The organism is Providencia sp. JUb39 (assembly GCF_012272845.1).
In the GTDB taxonomy this organism is placed as follows: domain Bacteria; phylum Pseudomonadota; class Gammaproteobacteria; order Enterobacterales; family Enterobacteriaceae; genus Providencia; species Providencia lanzhouensis.
Genome location: NZ_JAAWXD020000001.1, coordinates 1,366,641 through 1,385,189, shown reverse-complemented (window position 1 = coordinate 1,385,189; position 18,549 = coordinate 1,366,641). Strand labels below are relative to the sequence as shown.

Annotated in this window: 12 protein-coding genes; 7 read left to right on the top strand and 5 right to left on the bottom strand. The window is 43.7% G+C overall.

Going from position 1 to position 18,549, the window contains the following annotated elements:
- Positions 1-91 precede the first annotated feature (91 nt).
- The 3 genes from pflA (at position 92) to HFU86_RS06170 (ending at position 3,177) form a co-directional block, all read left to right on the top strand.
- Positions 92-886 carry a pyruvate formate lyase 1-activating protein gene (gene pflA, locus HFU86_RS06180; protein WP_154628552.1) on the top strand — a complete coding sequence of 265 codons (795 nt, stop codon included), beginning with the start codon at positions 92-94 and terminating at the stop codon, positions 884-886.
- A 205-nt stretch (positions 887-1,091) separates the two neighbouring features.
- Positions 1,092-1,943, top strand: coding sequence for a BPSS1780 family membrane protein (locus HFU86_RS06175; protein ID WP_132494461.1), 852 nt, complete (start codon positions 1,092-1,094; stop codon positions 1,941-1,943).
- A gap of 259 nt (positions 1,944-2,202) precedes the next feature.
- A complete protein-coding gene (locus HFU86_RS06170; protein ID WP_132494459.1) occupies positions 2,203-3,177 on the top strand; it encodes an Rpn family recombination-promoting nuclease/putative transposase in 975 nt (324 codons plus the stop codon).
- A gap of 78 nt (positions 3,178-3,255) precedes the next feature.
- On the opposite strand, the gene serS is transcribed toward HFU86_RS06170, so the two are convergent.
- The 5 genes from serS to lrp form a co-directional block, all read right to left on the bottom strand.
- Positions 3,256-4,548, bottom strand: a complete 1,293-nt coding sequence (gene serS, locus HFU86_RS06165; protein ID WP_132494457.1) for a serine--tRNA ligase — start codon at positions 4,546-4,548, stop codon at positions 3,256-3,258.
- A gap of 105 nt (positions 4,549-4,653) precedes the next feature.
- Complete coding sequence (locus HFU86_RS06160) at positions 4,654-5,997, bottom strand: replication-associated recombination protein A (protein WP_132494455.1); 1,344 nt, start codon at positions 5,995-5,997, stop codon at positions 4,654-4,656.
- Between the two features lie 24 nt (positions 5,998-6,021).
- Positions 6,022-6,642 (bottom strand): outer membrane lipoprotein chaperone LolA, encoded by a 621-nt coding sequence (lolA, locus tag HFU86_RS06155; protein ID WP_036951825.1) that lies wholly within the window; start codon positions 6,640-6,642, stop codon positions 6,022-6,024.
- An 86-nt stretch (positions 6,643-6,728) separates the two neighbouring features.
- Complete coding sequence (locus tag HFU86_RS06150) at positions 6,729-10,400, bottom strand: DNA translocase FtsK 4TM domain-containing protein (protein WP_187128909.1); 3,672 nt, start codon at positions 10,398-10,400, stop codon at positions 6,729-6,731.
- Positions 10,401-10,812: 412 nt separating this feature from the next.
- On the bottom strand, positions 10,813-11,307 hold the full coding sequence (lrp, locus tag HFU86_RS06145; protein ID WP_004918089.1) for a leucine-responsive transcriptional regulator Lrp: 495 nt from the start codon (positions 11,305-11,307) through the stop codon (positions 10,813-10,815).
- Positions 11,308-11,860: 553 nt separating this feature from the next.
- Here lrp and trxB point away from each other — a divergent pair.
- The 4 genes from trxB to cydC all read left to right on the top strand — a co-directional run bounded on the left by trxB (position 11,861) and on the right by cydC (position 18,545).
- Positions 11,861-12,823, top strand: coding sequence for a thioredoxin-disulfide reductase (gene trxB, locus HFU86_RS06140; protein WP_187128908.1), 963 nt, complete (start codon positions 11,861-11,863; stop codon positions 12,821-12,823).
- 202 nt (positions 12,824-13,025) lie between these two features.
- Positions 13,026-14,714, top strand: a complete 1,689-nt coding sequence (locus HFU86_RS06135; RefSeq protein ID WP_187128907.1) for a DUF7057 domain-containing protein — start codon at positions 13,026-13,028, stop codon at positions 14,712-14,714.
- Between the two features lie 319 nt (positions 14,715-15,033).
- Positions 15,034-16,800 (top strand): heme ABC transporter permease/ATP-binding protein CydD, encoded by a 1,767-nt coding sequence (gene cydD / locus HFU86_RS06130; RefSeq protein WP_132494447.1) that lies wholly within the window; start codon positions 15,034-15,036, stop codon positions 16,798-16,800.
- Between the two features lie 2 nt (positions 16,801-16,802).
- Positions 16,803-18,545 (top strand): heme ABC transporter ATP-binding protein/permease CydC, encoded by a 1,743-nt coding sequence (gene cydC, locus HFU86_RS06125; protein ID WP_187128906.1) that lies wholly within the window; start codon positions 16,803-16,805, stop codon positions 18,543-18,545.
- The last annotated feature ends 4 nt before the right edge of the window (positions 18,546-18,549 follow it).

Genomic DNA, 18,549 nt, shown 5'->3' with positions numbered 1-18,549 from the left:
CGTAAAATAAATAAAAGGCCCCTCCCATTGGGGCCTTTCTATCTTAGTCAAAGATAACAAATTATAATTCTACATTCTGTGAGTTCCTGCTATGTCAACAACGCAAAAGACTATTCCAACGACTGAAATTTCGACCACCTCGCCACCTGCGACGTTTGGACGAATTCACTCCTTCGAATCCTGTGGTACCGTCGACGGACCAGGGATCCGCTTTATTGTCTTCTTTCAAGGCTGCCTAATGCGCTGCCTGTATTGCCATAATCGTGATACATGGGATACCCATACCGGTAACATGGTCACTGTTGATGAGTTAATGAAAGAAGCCGTCACTTATCGCCATTTTATGAACGCTACAGGTGGTGGTGTAACCGCATCCGGTGGTGAAGCTATTTTACAGGCTGATTTTGTCCGTGATTGGTTCCGCGCTTGTAAAAAAGAAAACATCCATACCTGTTTAGACACTAATGGGTTTGTTCGTCGTTATGACCCCGTCATTGATGAGCTGATGGAAGTCACTGATCTTGTCATGCTTGACTTAAAACAGCTTGATGATGAGATCCACCAAAAACTCGTCGGTGTTTCCAATCATCGCACCTTAGAATTTGCTCGCTACCTCGCTAAACGCAATCAAAAGACCTGGATCCGCTATGTCGTTGTCCCAGGATGGAGTGACGATGATCACTCAGTCCATATGCTCGGTGAGTTTGTGAAAGATATGGATAATATCGAGAAAATCGAACTGCTCCCTTACCATGAGCTGGGTAAACACAAATGGGAAACCATGGGTGAAGAATACAAACTTGATGGCGTGAGACCACCGTCAAAAGAAGTGATGGAAAGAGTAAAAAGCATCCTCGAAAGCTACGGCAAAAAAGTTATGTACTAATTTAAAATGGGGCTTCCTTCGGGGAGCCTCTTTATTATCCCTTCTTCTACGCTACCCCACCTATTTCCTCGTAACCAGATTACTCTGCTTTGATAATGTTGAGTTTTTAGGCATAATCCCCAAGTTAAATTTAATTTATAAATCAATAGCAGCATAACACTATAATAAACATTGCTGATTCATCACTACGAATAGGTCATTTACCATGAATAATGAACACGATCATGTCGATAACGACATATCACCTGTAACGCCAGCACCTGAAACACCATCACCTCAAGAGCCCGTTGATAGTTTTGTATTTACGCCTGAACCTCGCGCCGTTCAAGCAGGAGAAGGCGTTGAATGGATCAGCCAAGCGTGGGCACTGGTCAAAGAAAAATTAGGCATGTGGATCCTGATTAACGTTGTCTTTTTCCTGATTATTTTTGCCATGGCTTTTCTACCCATTGTCAGTATGTTTGTGAGTTTTGTTACTCCCGTTTTCGTCGGGGGGATCATTGCAATTTGTGAAAACCAACGCAAAACTGGCGAAGCTGATATTGGCTTGCTTTTCTCTGGGTTCCAAAAGAAATTTGGTGAGCTATTTGCCATCGGTGCCATAAACTTTGCAGCCAATATGGTCGGAATGTTAATTGCATTTCTGATTGCTGGCTCGGCCATTTTTAGCTTAGTAATGCAAGCTGACCAATACGATGGTATTTCGGATGCAGCCTTGTTTGCATCAACTGGAACATTTGTATTTGCGGGCATTATCATGGCATTAGCTAGCTTATTTGGCACTGCACTAACGTGGTTTGCTCCCGCTCTTATCATGAATCATGATTTCAAAATTGGCACATCTATCTCCGCCAGCTTACAGGCAGTGAAGAAAAACCTATTACCTGGTTTCTTATTCTTCCTGATTGCCATGGTGCTAATGTTTGTCTCCATTATTCCATTCGGCTTAGGATTATTTATCTCAATGCCAATTATGTACGCAACTTACTACAGCACGTACCGCAGTATCTTTTTTACCGATACTAAACAGTCACAGACCAGTTCATTGATTGTGTAATTAAAGCGGACGAGACTCACTAATTTCTTTGGAAGTTTTGCACTGAGCTCATCAGTATTGACTAAAATTATCTCCTGACACCTCAGGGTTGAATTACGACGATGAGGTGTTTTTTAATTACTAAAATCAGTAAATAAAACCATTTATAATAAAAAGTTAATCAGTCAAGTCATTATCTAGAATTAGGACTAACTTTTTTCCACTCCTTAAAAAATATTGGTTAGTATCTCGTCGTCAACCGCTCGGGATAAGGATCGATATGTCTATTCACTTAGTTTCTAAACCGCATGATTCTGCATTCAAAGGCTTTATGACTAAGCTTGGTAATGCAAGGGATTTCTTCGAGGCTCATTTACCAAGTCGTATTACACAATACTGTAATTTCGATACTTTAATACTAACGAGTGCTTCATTTATAGATAAAACGCTGCGTTCTCGCTTGTCTGATTTGCTCTATAGAGTCGAAACAAAACAAGGTTCGGGTTACTTCTATCTATTAGTTGAGCACCAATCGACTCCAGATAAATTAATGGGCTGGCGCTTAATGCATTACGCGTTCTCCGCAATGAATCAACATCTACAACAGGGTCATCATGCTTTACCCCTTATCGTCCCTATTCAGTTTTATCATGGTGATCCGTCGCCTTACCCTTATTCACGCTCATGGACAGACTGCTTTCAGTGGTCAGATTTAGCCCATGACCTTTATTGTAATCCCCTACCACTAATTGACATAAATGCTGTCAGCGATGATGAAATTCTTACCCACCGGAAGGTGGCTGCAATGGAGTTAGCTTTCAAGTATTCAGCCCGACAGGGTGACATTGTTCTGCTATCTAAACGCTTAGCACATGTGATTAAAGAAAATGAAAATCATCGAGATGATGTGATTTTAATTATTAACTATCTATTTAATGTGATGGATTCCACTGATTACACCCAAATAGTACAGGCTTTAATCAATCAAACTGAAAAATATGAGGAAACTATTATGAATATTGCACAGAGACTCAGGGATGAAGGAATGCAAAAAGGTATAGAAAAAGGCATAGAACAAGGGATAGAGCAAGGCATAGAGCAAGGCATTCAGCAGGCGAGAAAAGAAGAAATTATTAACACTCGTCAACGCATGAGGTCACTGGTCATAACGAGTTTAAGCCTGGGGCTCAGTATTGATGTTATTAGCCAAATCTCGGGATTGTCCCATTCAGAAATTCAAGTGTTGAGCTTGTGACTTAACCACTTATTTTTACAATAAAAAAGCTGAGCCCAGTCTAAAACCAAGCTCAGCCTTCAACATCAAACATATCAATTAGCCGATATATTCTAAGCCTTTCATATATGGACGTAAGACTGCTGGTACTTCAATGCGTCCATCCGCTTGCTGATAGTTTTCTAACACAGCAACCAGAGTACGACCAACCGCTAAACCAGAACCATTCAATGTATGAACCAGTTGGGTTTTCTTGTCGCTCTTACCACGGAAACGCGCTTGCATACGGCGAGCTTGGAAATCCCACATATTTGAGCAAGAAGAAATCTCACGGTATGTATTTTGCGCTGGCAGCCAAACTTCTAAATCGTAAGTTTTGCGTGAACCAAAGCCAATATCCCCAGTACACAGCAGCACTTTACGGTATGGCAGCTCCAGTAATTGCAGAACTTTTTCCGCGTGACCTGTTAACTCTTCCAGTGCTGCCATTGATTTCTCAGGGTGCACGATTTGCACTAATTCAACTTTATCAAATTGGTGCATACGGATAAGGCCACGAGTATCACGACCATAAGAGCCCGCTTCTGAACGGAAACATGGTGTATGAGCCGTCATTTTCAGAGGAAGTGAATCTTCATCTAAAATTTCATCACGCACTAAGTTAGTTACTGGTACTTCCGCGGTTGGGATCAGTGCATAAGTGCTGCTATCCGCTTCTTCTTCCAACGGTTTAGTGTGGAATAAATCTTCACCAAATTTTGGCAGCTGACCAGTACCATACAACGTGTCATGGTTGACTAAATAAGGAACATACAACTCTTGATAGCCATGCTGTTCAGTGTGTAAATCCAGCATAAATTGCGCTAATGCACGGTGCATACGCGCGATTTGACCTTTCATCACAACAAAACGAGCACCTGTCAATTTCACTGCCGCTGGAAAATCTAAACCACCAGCCAGTTCACCTAAGCTCACATGATCTTTCACTTCAAAATCATATTGGCGAGGTTGCCCCCAACGAGTGATTTCTAAGTTTTCTGAGTCATCTTTACCGTCAGGCACTTCATCATCAGGAATATTCGGGATACTTAATGCAATATCACGGATTTCTTGTTGCAGCTTATCTAACTCTGCTTTAGCAGCATCCAATTTTTCGCCTAATTGGTTCACTTCCAGACGCAATGGCTCAATGTCTTCACCACGCGCTTTCGCTGCACCAATAGTTTTCGATCGCGAGTTACGGTCTGCTTGCAGGGTTTCAGTTTCAACTTGTAAAACTTTGCGGCGTTCTTCTAATTCACGCAGCTTTTCCACATCAAGGGTAAAACCCCTGCGAGCCAGTTTTGTAGCAACCGCGTCTAGCTCCGTACGCAGTAAATTTGGATCGAGCATGCTTATCCTGTGATTTTGTTAGTCAATTGTGAGAGCGAATATAACGCGCTCCGGCGTTATATTTAGAATATTTTATTGCTTTATAACCTTACCGCATTGACCCGATTAGCGATAGCGTTTTGTTGTGCTAATTTGATCTTGTTGGGCTAACCAGTCGAGTTTTTCAGCAATTTTGCCTTCTAGCCCGCGTGCCGTTGGGTAATAGTATTGCGTCGCTTTCATCGGTTCAGGGAAATAGTTTTCACCCGCCGCATAAGCATTAGGTTCATCGTGAGCATAACGATACTCTTTACCGACACCTAACTCTTTCATTAATTTGGTAGGGGCATTTCTTAAATGTTCAGGAACATCATAATCTGGCTGCATTTGAGCATCTTTAATTGCGGCTTTATATGCAGTGTAAACGGCATTGCTTTTCGGTGCGCATGCAAGATAAACAATGGCTTGAGCGATCGCTCGTTCCCCTTCCGCTGGACCTACACGAGTAAAACAATCCCATGCTGAAATCGCCACTTGCATCGCTCGAGGATCGGCATTCCCGACATCTTCAGAGGCAATCGCTAATAAACGACGAGCCACATATAGGGGATCACCGCCCGCGGTAATAATCCGAGCATACCAATAAAGCGCAGCATCAGGAGCTGAACCTCGAACTGATTTATGCAGCGCAGAAATCAAATCATAGTAACGGTCGCCTTTATTATCGAAACGCGCCGCGCGTTCGCCACTCACTTCTTTGAGTAACTCAGCAGTTAACACTCGTTGACCTTGGTTATCTGCCTCCGCCATATCCGACATCATTTCCAGCAGATTTAATGAGCGCCTTGCATCCCCATTAACCAAGTCAGCAATCATTTTTCGGGTGCTATCTGGAAGAACGATATTTTGTCCACCTAAACCCCGAGAGCTATCGCCCAATGCCTGTAACAGCACTTCTTCAATTTCATTATTTTCTAAAGATTTTAATAAATAGACTCTAGCGCGAGAAAGCAGTGCCGAGTTGAGTTCGAATGATGGGTTTTCGGTAGTCGCACCAATAAAAGTGATGGTACCGTCTTCAATATGAGGTAAAAAAGCATCTTGCTGGCTTTTATTAAAGCGGTGAACTTCATCCACAAACAAAATGGTTCTTCGCCCCGCACTGCGATTTTGGCGTGCTTTTTCGATAGATTCACGGATCTCTTTGATCCCTGAAGTTACCGCAGAAATGCGCTCGATATCCGCTTGTGCATAGTGACCAATAATTTCAGCCAACGTAGTTTTCCCCGTTCCCGGAGGTCCCCACAAGATCATTGAGTGTAAATGACCCGCCTTAATCGCACGTGGTAATGGTTTACCTTCGGCAAGTAAATGTGTTTGACCAATATATTGCTCAAGCGTTTCTGGCCGCATACGCGCAGCCAGAGGTTGGAATTCATTTTGTGAAAAATCGAGAGATAAGTTACCCACGAGACCCTCTTTACTCCCTAGATATTAGTGAGCGCGAGAACGCTGGTCATCCAATGTGACCCCTTTTGGTACTGTAAATTTGAATTTACTTGGGTCAACTGGGCCATTTTTTTGCTGTTTTAATTGATAGGCGCTGGTTTGTCCATCTTGTTCAACCGCAGCAAATTTCTCAATCGTCCCTTGTGGGTTAACCGTAATAGAGAAACTTTTTAATGTCCCGTTAGATTGTTTTGGTTTCAGATCAAACGTATTGCCCTGTTGGACAATAGAATACTGTTTCCAATCCTGCGGATTGTTGCGAGTTAATAGCAGGAATGGCGTATCTTGGGTAGCATCAGCTAAGTTTGTCACCGTCACTTGCTCAACAAATGGGTTGTAAAACCACAGGTTTTTACCGTCTGATACCAGAACACTTTCATCCGGCGAAGTCATATTCCAGTTAAATAAGTTAGGTCGTTCAATCCACAAGTCACCGACACCCTCTTGGATAAGATCACCTTCAGGGCTAGTCACTTTCTGAGAAAAGCTCGCTTGGAAGCTATTCACTTTACTCAGACGATCTTGAAGGTCTTGACTCGCATCTGCCAATACTTGACCTACGTTTAAACTCAGGGCTAATGCACCTAACAACATCATTTTTTTCATCGAGAAAAGACCTTAAAATTAATACCACAAGGGGCGTATGTCTTTATACACCCCTTGAATTAAACCAGCAATTAGCACATGAAATATTAATATCCCATTGATGGCGGAGCTAATACTTCTCGATTGCCATTATGCCCCGGTTCACTGACAATTCCTTGGTCTTCCATTTGCTCAACAATCCGAGCTGCACGGTTGTAACCGATACGGAATTGACGTTGTACACCAGAGATAGATACCCTTTGTTTTTCAACAACAAATTCGACAGCTTGATCAAATAGCGGGTCGAGATCCTCATCACCGTTATCTGAACTTCCACCACCTTCACTATCATCGCTACACGTCGTGATGCTATCGATATATTGCGGTTTCCCGCGTGCTTTCCAATCATTTACGACAGCGTGAACTTCTTGGTCACGGACAAATGCACCGTGAACACGCACTGGAATAGATGAGTTTGGTGGCAGATACAGCATATCCCCCATACCTAATAGTGATTCAGCACCACCTTGGTCAAGAATAGTGCGCGAGTCAATTTTACTCGATACCGTAAAGGCAATACGCGTTGGAATATTGGCTTTAATTAACCCAGTAATGATGTCAACCGATGGACGTTGGGTCGCTAAAACGAGGTGGATACCGGCTGCACGCGCTTTTTGTGCTAAACGAGCAATCAACTCTTCCACTTTCTTCCCTGCGGTCATCATTAAGTCCGCAAATTCGTCCACCATCACCACGATATAAGGTTCTTTTTTCAGCATTGGATGTTCCATATCCATACTGTCGCCCGGCTTCCAGAATGGATCTGGGATTGGGCGATTCATATCCGCTGCCGCTTTAATTTTGTCGTTGTAACCCGCGAGATTACGTACGCCTAATGCTGACATCAGTTTATAACGGCGTTCCATTTCATTGACACACCAGCGCAGCGCATTTGCCGCATCTTTCATGTCAGTAACGACTTCAGTTAACAGGTGCGGGATCCCTTCATAGATAGAAAGTTCCAGCATTTTCGGGTCTATCATAATAAAGCGAACATCTTCAGGCTTCGCTTTATATAAGATACTCAGGATCATCGCATTGACCCCAACCGACTTACCGGATCCCGTTGTACCCGCCACTAATAAGTGCGGCATTTTTGCCAAGTCGGCAACAACCGGATCACCTTCGATATCTTTCCCTAAAACAATCGTCAGCGGCGATGGATTTTTTCTAAAATCATCACAGTCTAAGACTTCACTCAAATAAACAGTTTGACGTTTTTCATTCGGTAACTCTAAACCAACATAGGGTTTACCTGGAATCACCTCAACAACACGAACCGCTGTTGTCGACAATGAACGCGCAAGATCTCGGGATAACGTGGAAATTCGAGCTGCTTTCACTCCCGGCGCAAGATCCAACTCAAAACGGGTGATTACGGGACCTGGAGAGAAGCCAACCACTTCAGCTTTAACCCGATAATCGTTCAAGCGTGCTTCAATTAACCTTGCGGTTTGCTCTAATTTGAACATATCCACTGGCTCTTCTTGCTCTGGTGGACTCGCCAGCAGGTCAAGCGACGGCATTGGCGTCGTTGGTTTCGGTAACGGTTGGTCGTTACGTACTAAGAATGGGTGGAATAAACTATCCTGCTGTGGCTGCTGTGGCTGCTGTGGCTGCTGTGGCTGCTGTGGCTGCTGTGGCTGCTGTGCTGCAGTTTGAGGCTGCCCCGCAGGATGAGCAACAAATTCATTTCCATTATTTGCCGGTGTTATTGGCTGTTCTTGCGTTATCGAGTGTACTTGCACTGGCGGTTCAGTAAATGATGGCATAAACAGCGGCGCTGCAGGTTCATCATCGACTAAATCATCCACCGGCGAGAAACGCTCAAATGCCGATAATGGCGTACTTAAATCAATTTTAGGTTCAAAATCATCCAGATCATTATCCTGCTCATGCTCATCATCTGCATGGGCTGTAAAGCGATGGATATCCGAAGGTGAAGTTGGCTCTATTTGTTTTGTAGGCTCAAAAGCGGGCGTAAATGCCGGAGCAGAAGCCCAACGATGTTCAATTTCTGGCTGAGTAAACGTGCTCGCAGGCATATAATCTTGATGAGTTTCAGGCTCTGGTGCAATACCTGAATCGGCAACAGAATCAACCGCAGGCTGGTTAACCTGGAATGCAGCGTCAAACTCCTGCATATCTGCCTCTGGCTCACCGTAGCGTTGACGTTGCTGCTCTAAGAATTGAACGCGCAACAACCTTTCTTGCTCTAGCTCATCGTCAGTTTTCACCTCATTTTCAGGTTCTTCAGTCGCAGACCATTGCTGATAAACCTGCTCACGCTGAGATGCCTCTTCTTGACGACGTTGAAGCTCCGCATCACGCTGAGATGGAATACGAATACCATACAGCTCACGACGAGTCGGTAAACGAACTGGATTTGGACGAGGTAATTCTGGCTCCAGATTCTTTTTCACTTGCGCGTGGCGTTCCATCGCTGCAATCGAAATACCCGCAGCTGCTAGTGCCGCAGGATCGGCAACACGGCTAGTTACCGAGGATTCACTCACGTCAGGGCTTCCCATATCAATGGTTGGCTCTACAGGCGTAAGCTGTGGCGATGTAAATACTGGGGCTGTAGGCTTAGACTCAAAAACAGGTTCCGGAGCAAAAACGGGCTCAGGCGTAAATGTTGGTTCTTGAGGCATAACAGGCGCAGGAGAAGATGCCTGAGTCGGTGCCACTTGAGGCTGATAATCATCAGGCACTTCAAAATGGTAAGTTTGCGGCTCTTTGCTCGCTGAAGGCTCTTTGCTCGCTGAAGGCTCTTCTGTCGCGGAAAATGTCGGTAAAGCTGTATTTTCTGTTGGTTGAGCAGTAAAAGTAGGCTGCTCTGCCAAAGATGCGCTTGGTTGGACTGGCTCAATAACGGATTGCGGTGCAGCCGTTAATAGAGGATCAACCATAACCTGTGGCTCAACCGCAGGCTGCACATCCTCAGAAACGAGCTCAGAGACTGTTGGTGCGGAAAATAGAACATCATCCGCATCAAATTGTTGGTTCTCATCATTTGCTTGATGTTCAGCGATTTGAGCACGCTGTAGCGCCTCTTCCGTTTCTTCAACGTCATAATCGTAGTCATCAAGTTCATCACCACGGGCACGGTTTGTTAGCAATGTGATAGGAAGTAATATCCCTGCCCCTATTTTTTCTGCGATAGTCAGCCAAGACCACCCCGTGAATAGGGTGAAACTGATTGCCCAGAGGAATAACAGCGCCAAGGTAGCGCCCAATGAGTTAAACCACGGCATAATTGCATTACTGAATACACTGCCAATGACCCCGCCAGAAGCGAAGTTGGGTAAATCATCAAAGTTGAGCGCGGCTAAACCACAAGATGAAAGGATCAGCGCTAACCCGCCAATAAGGCGTAGAGAGAGCGAGAAAAAGTCAATATAGCGGCGCTGGCTTTCATAGTGATAAATTGCCCAACACCCGAGTAACAATAATGGCGGGATCGCAAACGCGAGAATACCAAATGCAGAAAACAGGATATCCGCACTCCATGAGCCAATACTTCCCCCTAAATTTTTGACGGGGGCATCCCAGTTAGTTTGCGACCAACTCGGGTCAGAAGGATTAAAGCTCCATAGCGCGACCATAAGAAAAATCGCACAGAGGCAGATTGCCAACAAAATCACCTCTAATAGCCGTCTGCCGCTACTGAGCTTTTTAAATTTGATGTACTTATCTTCGGTATATTCTTGGCTCATTATTGTTTCTTTACTGACTGATGTTCTTGCTTAATACGTGATTATCCTATGATTATTCTAACACTAATCCCCTAAACGCGCCTGCATTAAGACGATTAAGACAAATTATCACACCATAGAGACCATAAGACTCAGTATTTCATCTTACGAATAGGGTTTCAAACTCTATTTAAGGTCAAAATTCTTAATTGTTTATAGCTTTAAAATCAATAAATTGAAATGAAAATTTCTGACTAATTTTGAGTCTATCGCAGACAGTGACGAGAGAATGTTCGAAAAAGAACCATTGGGAGAATTAAAGAGAAAAATTATGGCGCTTAAAAACGGAACAACGCTGAGTAAACCCAGCGTTGAAACAGCAGTGCGACAACAATGCAGATTGCTGTGCAGGAATGATGAACACAAAGCGCAATTAGCGAGTTTTAATCACTAAGCGGTTGCTTTGTTTCACTTCTTCCATAACTACGTAGGTACGAGTGTCGTTTACACCCGGAAGGCGTAATAAAGTTTCACCTAGCAGTTTACGATATGCGGACATATCTGGCACACGCGTTTTCAACAGATAGTCAAAGTCACCGGAAACGAGGTGACACTCTTGAATTTCTTCAAGTTTTTGAACTGCTGTATTGAATTGTTCGAACACATCTGGCGCGCCACGGTTTAAGGTGATTTCAACGAAAACCAGCAGCGATGCATCTAAATAATGTGGATTCAACAGCGCGGTATAGCCAGAAATGAAACCCTGTCTTTCAAGACGACGAACACGCTCTAAACATGGCGTTGGAGATAAACCAACACGCTTAGATAGTTCAACGTTAGAGATACGCCCGTCTTTTTGCAATTCGTTCAGTATATTCCTGTCAATACGGTCAAGGTCTTTGCCAGGACGCTTTTTATTGTCAATCATCTCTTATCTCTCTTTCTTTAATTGTTATTTTCTACATCTTATAAAACGGCACCATCTATACGTCAGTCTTCCTAAGCGGACTAGCGGGCGTGGAACCTATTCTATTCGTCATAACTGAAGTTCTCGTAAACCGAAACATATTTACCTTTGGAGCGGCTTACAATCGTCGCGACATTGCTTGAATGTGTGACGTAAAGTTAATTTTCCAGTAAGAACAAAAATGCGCCATTTCCATTGACCTGCTAGATAATTAACTCTTAGATAGATGTTTTCGCAAATGCGCAGCCGATTGTCAAAGTAAATGAATAAAAATCAGTACAAGATTTCGGTTTTTTTTTCAGTCAAACGTTTCGCAGACGTAATTCAAGATAATTCCTAAAATTACCGTTTCGTGATTAAAGCACTTTCCCTCTCATTTTTTAACTCTTAATTGGTATTGCCTATCAGAAAGATTTGTACCCTTCCGATGAATGAATGGTTAAATCACTTTTGTTACCCCCCTATTTCTCCTACAATCGTCCTTATGCTTTTTTGAGACTAAAAAGAGGAATTCATGAGCACAACCACACATCGTAAGTTAATCATTTTAGGTTCAGGCCCTGCAGGTTATACCGCAGCCGTTTACGCAGCTCGCGCAAATTTACACCCTGCACTGATTACTGGGGTGGAAAAAGGCGGTCAATTAACCACAACCACGGAAGTTGAAAACTGGCCGGGTGATCCTGAAGGCTTAAAAGGTCCTGGACTCATGGAACGCATGCATGCTCATGCGGAAAAATTCGAAACTGAAATCATCAACGACCACATTACAAAAGTGGATTTCCAGCAGCGCCCTTTCCGCCTGTTTGGTGATGATACAGAATATACGTGTGACGCATTGATCATAGCGACAGGCGCGTCTGCTCGTTACATCGGTCTACCATCAGAAGAAGCATTTAAAGGCCGCGGTGTTTCTGCTTGTGCAACTTGTGACGGTTTCTTCTATCGTAACCAAAAAGTTGCGGTTGTCGGTGGTGGTAATACAGCCGTTGAAGAAGCGCTGTATCTTTCTAATATCGCGTCTGAAGTGCATTTGATTCACCGTCGCGATAGCTTTAGAGCGGAAAAAATTCTGGTTAATCGTCTGATGGATAAAGTTGAAAATGGGAACATCGTTCTACATACAGACAATACATTAGACGAAGTTCTGGGTGATGATATGGGCGTTACAGGCGTTCGTTTACGTTGCACCAAAACCAATAAAACGGAAGATGTTGCTGTTATGGGCGCCTTTATTGCTATCGGTCATAGCCCTAACACCGCAATTTTTGACGGTCAGTTAGCCTTAAATAATGGCTATATTAAAGTACAATCCGGCACCAACGGTAACGCAACTCAAACATCCGTTGAAGGAATTTTTGCTGCTGGCGATGTTATGGATCACATCTACCGCCAAGCAATCACTTCAGCCGGTACTGGCTGCATGGCAGCATTAGATGCGGAACGTTACCTAGACGGGTTAGCAGACAAGAAATAATTTTTTAATCTAAAAATAGAAGCCCCATTTTTGCGTTGTCGTTCATTAAGTTCGCAGCGAAATAAAATGGGGCTTTTTATTTATTCCTGTTTTAAAAATAAAGCGCTATTCCATTCTGAATTAGGAGCAAGTTTATTTTCCTCTTTTTACCCCATGCCTATACTCAATTTAATTATCTTGTTCATTCAAATAAGGAAGTGACATGGAGCCTCAAACGCAAAAAGAGACCAACTTTATGGGTTCACTTAATAAGCTGGCGTATTTCATTGTTATCTTGCTATCGGTTATTCAAGGAATTGTCATCACTGCAACTCTTGATTATTCCATAGAAATTCCATTAAGCCCCACATGGGCTTATTTACCCATGATGTTGGCTATTTTTGTTCCTTCGGTTATCAGCTTTCTTATTACCAATGCCAAGCAAGCGGTGTTTTATTTCAATATTATCCTAACGATTGTGCTTGTTTTTTGGATCAATACTTGGCAAAGCCTTGATATTGGTACTTCTGATAACAATGACGCATTCCTCTCTATTACGACGCTCACTGTCCTGATTTTTTTCATATTGCCTTGGATGCAAAACCGCCAAGCCACAGGAACCTGGAAAGCTGATTACAGCTGCTTAGTCGGGCACTATTTCCGTAACACCTTATTTGGTCTTTTCGCCTGTGCCATTGGGGGCTTACTAGCGCTGATTGTCAAGCAAGCCAGCTTTTTATTCGGCATTGTCAATCTATCAACACTCAGCCAATTTCTTGGTCACTATATTGTCCTTTGGATAGCATTTTTAGTTGGTTTTAATACTAGCTTGCTCTTTTTACGTTCCAAATTGGTGATGCAACTGAACAACATCGCCAAATATTTCTCGCAATTTTTCCTACCCTTACTCAGTTTAATCGCCGTAATTTTCTTAGCTGGCTTGGTTGTATCCATATTAACTGGTGTGCATTACACAGCTTCAGAGCTAGGTTCTGGCACCATGCTTTGCTTTGTGATTTTAAATATTATATTTATTAATGCCCTTTATGGCGATGGCACAACCCAATTCCAATTTAAACCTATTATCAATGGCTTTGTACTGATCAGCATCGTTCTACTAAATGCATTTTCTGCACTTTCTCTGTACGGTATTTTCGTTCGTGTTAGCCAATATAGCTGGAGTGTGAGCAGGCTATATGCATTTACTATTGCACTATTTTTAGCCCTGATTATTTTAGCTTACAGCATCACAATCATAGTAAAACAACGCCGCTGGGCATTCTCCCTCGGTAGGATAAATAAGGTCGCTATTCTAGGTTTAATCGCCACAATCTTAGTCATTAATAGCCCTATTGGTGATTTCCAACGCATTGCGGTCAACAGCATTATGGCGGCTGTTGAAAAAGGCAAAATTAAAATTAACTACGATTTATCTTATGACTTAGAGAAATTAGGAGTGCAAGGAAAAGAGGCGTTAGCAAAATTGGAGCAAGACCCTGATACGAAAGCACAGCTCAAAGTTGGCGCTTACTCTGATGTTCCTAAACCACTTAAAGACGTTCTTATCATCGCCAAAGGCAGCCAACCATTGCCACAAAGCTGGTTTGATATGGAAGACGGGATCCGCGACGCATGGAATTGCACCAATTATTACAGTAATTATGACTGCCTTGGATTTATGACCGATGCAAACAACGATGGAACTGACGACGTGGTGATGTGCTACTCCATACCCGAGTCCCTTGATTATGAATGTACTATTTGGCAGTCCGCGGATAACACATGGAAATTAGTGGATACGCAAAGGGAGGTATTCGATGATATGCAATCCAAAAAAACAGCATGGGATAAGCTACTCAACAACCAGTTTATGTTGAAACCAAAAACCTGGTTGCAAATTGTTCCTGAATAACACACAAAAATCCCCCCAAATTATTTCAACCTAAAATGTAGGTGGCTTAACAATTATAAATTAAGCCACCTTATTTTTTCTTTGTAATAACGGTAACATCCTCTGTTCGTTCAAATTTATTATATTACGCCCATATAATTTACCTTTATAAAACATATCGATAACAAAAATTGTTCTATTCAAATAACTGGCTTTTATTATGTAACATATCTGATGGAAGCTGTTATGATAGGCAAAAATTCGGTGAGATTTGATGACAAAGTCAACTATCTTAACTGCACTCAATAACATGAAAACTACACCTGCTAACTAAATCATTATGGATAAATCAAGACAGACTGAATTGGTGCGTTGGTTAAAGCAACACAGCGCTCCTGCTAAGCGTTGGCTCCGAATTTCTATGCTATTAGGCATAGTCAGCGGTTTATTAATTATTGCGCAAGCTTGGTTCCTCGCCGTGATCCTTCAAGCACTCATGATGGACCACATTCCACGAGAGCAACTCCTCACTGACTTTGCATTATTAATTAGTGTCTTTATTTTACGTGGTGTTGTTCACTATCTTCGTGAACGCGCAGGCTACCGCTGTGGGCAAGTTGTCAGGCAGCAAGTCCGCGGTATGGTATTAGATAAACTGCAAGAGTTAGGCCCTGTCTGGGTCAAGGGTAAGCCAGCAGGAAGCTGGGCAACGATTATTCTTGAGCAGATTGAAGACATGCAGGATTACTATTCTCGCTATCTTCCGCAAATGTATTTAGCCACCATCATCCCAATCATGATCTTGATTGCCATCTTCCCGTTTAACTGGGCAGCCGCGCTGATTTTATTTGCAACCGCACCGTTAATTCCGATTTTCATGGCACTGGTAGGACTCGGTGCTGCCGATGCTAACCGCCGTAATTTCCTTGCCTTAAGCCGTTTGAGTGGTAGTTTCCTCGACCGTTTACGAGGATTAGACACCCTACGCTTATTTTTCCGTGGCAAAGCGGAAGTCTCCCAGATTCGTGAATCCACCGAAGACTTCCGTTCTCGCACCATGGAAGTGCTGCGTATGGCATTTTTATCGTCGGGAGTCTTGGAATTTTTCGCATCAATCTCCATTGCAGTTGTCGCCGTTTATTTCGGATTCTCTTATCTTGGAGAGTTAAGCTTCGGCAGTTATGGTCTGCCAGTCACACTATTTGCAGGTTTCCTTGCACTGATTTTATCCCCTGAATTTTTCCAACCCCTGCGTGACCTAGGCACTTACTATCACGCAAAAGCCCAAGCGGTGGGCGCCGCAGAATCTCTAGTGACCTTACTCGAAAGTCAAGGTAACGAACAATTACCACAAGGCGATAAGGTAATTGATGAACAACCTATTCGCATTGAAGCCAAGCAGCTGGAAGTTCTCTCCCATGATGGCTCTATTCTGGCGGGTCCTCTCGATTTCACCATTGAGCCGCAACAGCGTATCGCCTTAGTGGGTCAAAGTGGTGCAGGTAAAAGCTCCCTATTAAACTTATTACTTGGTTTCTTGCCTTACCGTGGTTCTATCACCATTAATGGCAATGAGCTCAATCAATTATGCCCTGAACAGTGGCGTGCTTTGGTCGGCTGGGTTGGGCAAAATCCACATTTACCTGAACAAACATTGCAGGAAAATATTTGCCTAGGGAAACCCAATGCGACTGAATCAGAAATTCAGTCTGCGATCGAAAAAGCTTATGTCGCGGAATTTCTGCCAAACTTACCGGATGGCTTAAATACTCGCTTAGGTGATTTCGCCGCACGTCTTTCTGTTGGGCAAGCCCAGCGTGTCGCTGTCGCTCGTGTACTCTTAAAACCCTCTCGCTTGTTGCTATTAGATGAGCCAGCAGCCAGCTTAGATGCTCACAGCGAACAGCGCGTGATGGAAACATTGAATCAATTATCTGAGCAGCAAACCACGTTATTAGTGACCCATTTACTGGAAGAAACCATGGATTACGACCAAATTTGGGTCATGTCTAACGGGAAAATTATCCAGCGTGGTGATTACCAACAACTGAGCCAGTCTGAAGGTGCTTTTGCCCAGTTACTCGCTCATCGCCAAGAGGAGCTTTGAAAATGAAAGTGTTACTCCCCTTCTTAGCCCTCTATCGCCGTCATTGGTTTTTGATTTCCTTAGGGATCATTCTGGCGATTGTCACGCTGCTTTCCAGTATTGGCCTTCTCACGTTATCGGGATGGTTCTTAGCCGGTGCGGCTATCGTCGGTGCGCCGGGGATCTTTTTCTTTAACTATATGTTGCCTGCGGCTGGGGTTCGTGGTGCGGCTATTTTCCGTACCGCAGGACGCTACGCCGAGCGCTTAGTCAGCCACGATGCGACATTTAAAGTTTTAGCACATCTGCGCGTGTTTGCCTTCAGTAAGGTGTTACCACTCTCTCCGGGTGGGATCAGCCGTTTCCGCCAAGGGGATTTATTAAACCGACTAGTTGCAGATGTCGAAACCCTAGACCACCTTTACTTGCGTGTTCTCTCGCCGATTGTCAGTGCTTTCTTTGTCACGTTTGTCCTAATCATTGGTTTAAGCTTCCTTGACCCTCGCCTTGCATGGATATTAGGCGGCGTTATGCTGTTCCTGCTGTTTACGATGCCATTTGTATTTTATCGTGCGGGTAAACCTATTGGACGCGAACTGACTGAACTGCGTGGAAATTACCGCGCAGTATTAACTTCAGCATTGCAAGGTCAAGCCGAATTAGCCTTGTTTGGCGCGACTGCGCGTTTTCGTCAAAATTTATCAAACATCGAAAATTCATGGCAAGGTCGCCAGCAGCAACAAGCGGCACTAACAGGTTTATCTCAAGCCATCATTCTGTGTGCATCAGGACTTACCGCAACCTTGCTTTTATGGATGGCCGCTGAACATGTTGGCGGGAGCACACAACCCGGTGCGCTAATTGCCTTATTTGTTTTCTGTGCATTAGCCTCGTTTGAAGCCTTAGGGCCTGTTGCTGTCGCATTCCAACATATGGGGCAAGTGATCGCTTCAGCCACCCGCGTCTCTCAGTTAATGCATGCAAAACCGGAAGTGAATTTTGTCAGCCAAGGCACTACGCTCGATTCTCTTGAGAGCCTGACCATCGATAACGTCACATTCACTTATCCAGAACAGCCTTTCGCCGTATTGAAAAATGTCTCCTTGTCGATTAAACAAGGCCAACACATTGCATTATTAGGGAAAACGGGCTGCGGTAAATCAACTCTGCTGCAATTGCTCACCCGCGCTTGGGATGTGGACAGTGGCGTGATATCGATTAATGGTCAGCCAATTCAAGCTTACAGCGAAGAAGCGCTACGTAGTGTCATGTCCGTAGTTCCTCAGCGCGTCCATGTGTTCAGCGATACCCTGCGCAACAATTTATTATTAGCGAACGAGCAAGCTACTGACGAGCAACTTTGCGATGTACTGACTCAAGTTGGCTTAGATAATTTGTTGGATAATCAGCTAAAATTAAACGCCTGGATGGGTGAAGGCGGTCGTCAATTATCAGGAGGAGAGCAGCGCCGCTTAGGTATCGCTCGTGCCCTTCTGCACAATGCGCCACTTATCTTAATGGATGAGCCAACCGAAGGGTTAGATGCGCATACTGAGCAGCAAATTCTTAGCTTGCTCAAACAAAAATGTGCTGACAAAACGCTACTGGTGATCACCCATCGTATGCAAGGGTTAGAACAAATGGATACCATTTGTGTGATGGATAATGGCGAAATTATTGAGCAAGGCTCACACCCAACATTGTTAGCAGAGCAAGGGCGTTATTATCAATTCCGTCAACGTCATTTGGTTCAGCAAACTCGCTGAGGTG

What these genes read in the sequence shown, in the direction of transcription:
- HFU86_RS06170 (WP_132494459.1), top strand. Translation starts at nt 2,203, where the DNA reads ATGTCTATTCACTTAGTTTCTAAACCGCATGATTCTGCATTCAAAGGC.
- HFU86_RS06175 (WP_132494461.1), top strand. Translation starts at nt 1,092, where the DNA reads ATGAATAATGAACACGATCATGTCGATAACGACATATCACCTGTAACG.
- lrp (WP_004918089.1), bottom strand. Translation starts at nt 11,307, where the DNA reads ATGATTGACAATAAAAAGCGTCCTGGCAAAGACCTTGACCGTATTGAC.
- serS (WP_132494457.1), bottom strand. Translation starts at nt 4,548, where the DNA reads ATGCTCGATCCAAATTTACTGCGTACGGAGCTAGACGCGGTTGCTACA.
- lolA (WP_036951825.1), bottom strand. Translation starts at nt 6,642, where the DNA reads ATGAAAAAAATGATGTTGTTAGGTGCATTAGCCCTGAGTTTAAACGTA.
- cydC (WP_187128906.1), top strand. Translation starts at nt 16,803, where the DNA reads ATGAAAGTGTTACTCCCCTTCTTAGCCCTCTATCGCCGTCATTGGTTT.
- HFU86_RS06150 (WP_187128909.1), bottom strand. Translation starts at nt 10,400, where the DNA reads ATGAGCCAAGAATATACCGAAGATAAGTACATCAAATTTAAAAAGCTC.
- HFU86_RS06135 (WP_187128907.1), top strand. Translation starts at nt 13,026, where the DNA reads ATGGAGCCTCAAACGCAAAAAGAGACCAACTTTATGGGTTCACTTAAT.
- pflA (WP_154628552.1), top strand. Translation starts at nt 92, where the DNA reads ATGTCAACAACGCAAAAGACTATTCCAACGACTGAAATTTCGACCACC.
- trxB (WP_187128908.1), top strand. Translation starts at nt 11,861, where the DNA reads ATGAGCACAACCACACATCGTAAGTTAATCATTTTAGGTTCAGGCCCT.
- cydD (WP_132494447.1), top strand. Translation starts at nt 15,034, where the DNA reads ATGGATAAATCAAGACAGACTGAATTGGTGCGTTGGTTAAAGCAACAC.